Origin of the sequence: Commensalibacter sp. Nvir, from assembly GCF_963921845.1 — a bacterium.
Classification (GTDB): domain Bacteria; phylum Pseudomonadota; class Alphaproteobacteria; order Acetobacterales; family Acetobacteraceae; genus Commensalibacter.
In genome coordinates this window covers 1-5,144 of sequence record NZ_CAWUGZ010000085.1, presented here as the reverse complement: position 1 = coordinate 5,144, position 5,144 = coordinate 1, and the positions used below count along the sequence as shown (strand labels likewise).

2 protein-coding genes are annotated in these 5,144 nt (G+C 37.5%); both read left to right on the top strand.

Annotated elements, in window-relative coordinates; all coding sequences use genetic code 11:
• The first annotated feature begins 351 nt into the window (after nt 1–351).
• Entirely contained in the window at nt 352–1,923 is a 1,572-nt protein-coding gene (locus tag AABE15_RS05840; protein ID WP_338330348.1) for a carbohydrate porin, read from the top strand.
• A 40-nt stretch (nt 1,924–1,963) separates the two neighbouring features.
• Nucleotides 1,964–4,198 carry a glycoside hydrolase family 3 C-terminal domain-containing protein gene (locus AABE15_RS05835; protein ID WP_338330347.1) on the top strand — a complete coding sequence of 745 codons (2,235 nt, stop codon included), beginning with the start codon at nt 1,964–1,966 and terminating at the stop codon, nt 4,196–4,198.
• Nucleotides 4,199–5,144: the final 946 nt, after the last annotated feature.

Genomic DNA, 5,144 nt, shown 5'->3' with positions numbered 1-5,144 from the left:
CAATATATCAGGTCAAATAAAAAAAAATACTCAATATTTTATTGAAAAAACCAACATTATGGTTCCTTTTTCAATTTAGGTTATCGAATATTTCGATGATGATGCATCGTAAAATTAACGTAATCATTTTTTAAAATCAATATTTAGTGCCTGTTTTTGGATAAGTATCTCTTTAAATTTACTATTGATATTTTTGTATATATTTATACTTAGTATACGTTGTTTGGTTTTCTTCAAAAGTATGAACTAAGTACGTATTTGTAATTATTTTATTAAAATTAATGAATTATTAATATTTGTACTAGATTGATAAACAGTTTTGAATAACTTAATTATGGAATTTAGGTAAATATGGCATTGCATAAAAAAACGAAACTTCCTTTATGTGGAAAAGAGTTTTATCTTCTTTTTTGTCTTTTATTAGGCACGGGAAGTACTTTAATCAATCAATCTGCAAAAGCAGAAAGTAACAATGATATGACATCATCTACTGCGAGCGATGATGTTCCTAACAATGGGATAACCGATTGGCACTTTATCCCTGCAGGGGGTGGCGGGGATTGGAGAACCTCTATCGGTCGCGCTCAAAGTAATCCAGAAAAGATTAACCAAATAAAAGATGAAGACAATCCTTTATTGCCTAGACCAGAGCATCTTTTTGGGACTTGGGGTGGTTTAAATACATGGTTATATAGACATGGCGTCAATTTAAACGTTGATAATCAAAACGAGTTTTCAGGTAACGTTTCAGGTGGTGTTCGAAGAGGTGCTACCAATGCGGGTGCGGTAGATGCCAACTTAGACATTGATTGGGCAACCTTAGTAGGTCGTAATGCGATTACCGATGGGTTGCTTACCCATATGACCGTTTTGGGTCGATACGGAAATAATTTGGGTAAAGTTATTGGTGAAAACATTACACAGATTCAGGAAATTTACGGGGCTGGGGGTAACGTCGCAGCTAAATTGGTTAACCTTTACGCGGATAAATACGCTTGGGATGGAAGAGTCGTAACCTCTTTTGGACGTTCCAGTGTTGGCGGATTTTATGCTGCCAGTCCTATCTACTGTTACTTTATGAACAACGGGGTTTGCGGAAATCCAAAAGCTTTAAACGGACAAGTCGGTGGATTTAACGCATGGCCCGACTCAACATGGGGGATCACGACGTTAATCCGACCTACCCAGCAAGTTTATATTCGGGTTGGGTTGTTCCAAACCAGTCGAGCAGCTTATGGAAACGCGGCTGGACATCGTGCGGGTTGGGCTGCTGTCGTGGATACAGGTGAAGATGCAGGTGCTGAAATTCCTGTTGAAATTGGTTACGAACCGCATTGGGGTAAGCATGATCTGTTGGGTCACTATAAAGTCGGTTTTGCTTACGATACATCCCCTTTCCCAGTTTGGGGCGAAGGTGTTAACGGTGGGCGTGAGACCCAATATAAAGGGGCAAATCAACGCTGGAAAGCGGGCAATGATTCAGAATATGTTTTGCTGGATCAAATGATTCATCGTAACGCTCCTGGTAATTTAAGTGGTCTGATCAGTTATTTTGGGTGGGTGCATAATAATCCCACAACCTATATGCGTCAAAATGAATTGTTTGCTGGTTTGATTGATACAGGGTTTTGGGATGCTAGACCTTTAGATGCAGTTGGTATTTTATTCGTTCAACAAATGATGAGTCGGAAAATGCGTAATGCAGAACGTTACAATTATGCTATGGGTCTACCTATAGGGGATATTTCAGACGGAGCAACCGGCATTCAATCCGCCGAGAGTACTTTCGAATTGACGTATATTATTCATGTGTATAGAGGGGTTCGCTTCCAACCTGATTTCCAATATGAAATTCATCCAAATGCGCAAAAGAATATAAATGACGCGGCCTTTTTAGGATTCAAAAGCCGTATAGATTTCTGAGAATTTTGTCTAGGACGACTATTTAAGGAGACAACTTACTATGAAATTATCCTCATATTTTCTAGTTACTTCAATGCTTATTGGCTTTGCTAGCCATGCTTATGGTGTTGAACCTTGGAAAGATACCAAGCTATCGCGTTCAGAGCGTGCAAAGGCTTTGGTTCAAGCGATGACTTTGGATGAAAAGTTACAATTGATAAATAGTCAGTACGCTTTGGGTAGTGATATCCCACAAGGTGCAATTGGATCTGCTGGTTATGTAGCGGGAATTGTTCGATTGGGAATACCTGCTCAACAGATTACCGACGCTGGTTTAGGTGTGGTTAATCCCGGTAAAGTTCGACCTGGCGACGGGACGACGGGTTTACCAAGCGGGCAAATTATTTCTGGTTCATTTGATGGTGATCTTGCTCATCAAGTTGGGGTATTGCTTGGACAAGAAGCCTTTCATCGAGGTTATAATGTGTTGCTTGGGGGGGGTGTCGTTCTCGTTCGTGACCCAAGAAACGGTCGCAACTTTGAGTATCTGGGTGAAGACCCTTTGCTAGCAGGTTATACGGTAGCAGAAGAAATTCAAGGTACACAAAGTCAGCACGTTATCTCAACGGTAAAGCATTACGCGTTTAATAATTATGAAACTAATCGTTTGTTATTGAATATGAATATCGATGAACAAGCGGGTAGAGAATCAGATTTGCTTGCTTTTGAAATTGCGACAAAGGTAGGCGAACCTGGCTCTATTATGTGTGCGTATAATAAAGTAAATGGGATTTATAGTTGCGAAAATAGCTATTTGTTACAACTTCCAAAAAAGGAATGGGGTTTCCGTGGCTATGTCATGACAGATTGGGGGGCGGCTCATAGTACAGTTGCTGCTGCAAAAGCAGGTTTGGATCAAGAATCTGCTGCAACCAAGTTTGACCATAAAGATTATTTTGGCAAACCTTTAAAGGTTGCGATTCAAAAAAATGAGGTCCCTATGGGGCGCTTGGACAATATGGCTTACCGTATTGTTTATACTATGCTGCGTGTTGGGGCTTATGATTACCCGGCGTCTCCATCAAAATTGATAGAGGATGTCGCTGCTCATGAAGCACTTTCACAAAAAGTGGCAGAGAGTGGCATTACTTTATTGAAAAATGACGATCAAGTACTTCCGCTTTCAGCTAATATTAAAAGCATAGCTATTATCGGTGGCCATGCTAATGAAGGTGTTTTATCGGGTGGCGGTTCTTCTCAAGTAACGGCAAGAGGTGGTAACATCACCTTACCAGATGGGCCACAAAAATGGCCTGGACCCATTTCTTATTTTCCATCCTCTCCTATGAAGGCTATTCAAGCGTTAGCTCCTAATACAAAAGTGAATTTTAACGAAGGGGATAATATTGATCAGGCTGTTGAGTTGGCAAAAAATTCCGATGTCGTCATTGTATTCGCCACCAAATGGAGCGCAGAAGCGTTTGACAACAAAGACTTAAAATTACCTGGTAACCAAAACGAATTGATTGAAGCTGTTGAAGAAACAGGTAAACCCGTTGTCGTCGTGTTGGAAACGGGTAATCCAGTGTATATGCCATGGTTAAAGAATGTTAAAGCTGTGGTTGCCGCTTGGTATCCTGGCACCTCGGGCGGTAAAGCAATTGCCAATATTCTTTATGGAAAAGTTAACCCATCGGGTCGTTTGACCACGACATGGCCTGAAAATTTAAACCAACTTCCTAATTCCGATTTACCTGGGGTTGGTAAAATTGTTAATGCCGATCCTAGTTTTCCAATTAAACACTATCCCGCTAGTAAAGTGGTGAGTGACATAGACCTTAATCAAGCTGGTGCCAATGTTGGATACCGTTGGTTTGAAAAAGAGAAATTAACGCCGCTCTATCCATTTGGCTATGGTTTGTCGTACACAACGTTTGCTTATAAAAATTTACAGGTTAATAAACTTTTTGGTTCTGACAGCCATAAATTATTAGCAAAGGTTACTGTACAAAATACAGGCAATCGTGACGGTGCTGATGTTGTTCAGATTTATTGTAAGATGCCTGACGGTTTCCCAAGTAGATTGTGTGGTTATAACAAAGTATTTTTGAAAGCGGGCGAAACGCAAACCGTTCCTGTAAGTTTGTTCGCTGCAAGTTTGGCTCATTATATTCCTTCAACGCATCGTTGGGAAATTGTCCCTGGATTTTATGAAATATCTGTAAGGCAAGATGCTCTTTCAAACGATAGATTAACGGGAGCGTTGAAGATGGAAGAAGTTAATCTTCCTGATTAGTTTTTAACGTTTAAAATTTTAAAAACAAAATATATTAAAACTGCGATCGTTAAGATTGCAGTTTTTTTTATAAAATAAGCAATCCTATGTTTTGTATTAATAAAGCTCGAATATTTTTTAATAGAAATTGCTTTTTCAAACACAAGAATATTGTTTAAATTTAAAGTAATTTGTGATTTTGAAAAAAGCAGATAGATAAAAAAAGTGGTAGGTATTTATTCTTGTTGAATCCATTGGCAATCTAAAAGTTTGAACTTTAAACGCAATATTCCATAAATTTATAATATAAAACAATGTCAGTCGGACAAGACATTACGGCCACGCTATTTGTTCATATTTCTTGTACAGTTTTTAGTATTATGCTATGCGTAAGTTAATTTTTTAGATTTAATTAATCTTTAAAAACAAAATGAATTTTTATCGTATTGAAATACAATTTTTTCGAAAATCATTGGTTTTATTTGAATAGTAAAAGACTAGTTAGGGTATTTTATTCCATTAGCGTTGGCATCGCAGTGTAGATTCCAAGTGAGATAGCGTTAGCACTGTATTTTAATTCGAGAATTACAATAGGGTAGATAGTAAAATAATAGTGATTTTCGTATTTTTCAATTATTTAAGAAACTACGCAACCATTTAGCATAATTCCCGTACAATAAAACATCAAAAATATACTCATATAAGTGCAGTGCATTACGAAGAATAATTAAAGAAAAACACTTATATTTAGCCTAAAAATCACCGTTTTTTCTTTTTTCAATGCTGCCTATCAACTATATAATTCATAACTTTTCCTGGTTTTATTGAAATTATATTTATAATGTTTGTGATTATTACGTATTTCCTAAAAGTGTTTTGTCAATCTTATTTATTGATAATTTTGTATATATTTTTACTTTGTACATATTGCATTAGTTTCTTCAAAAGTATGAACTGAGTACGTATT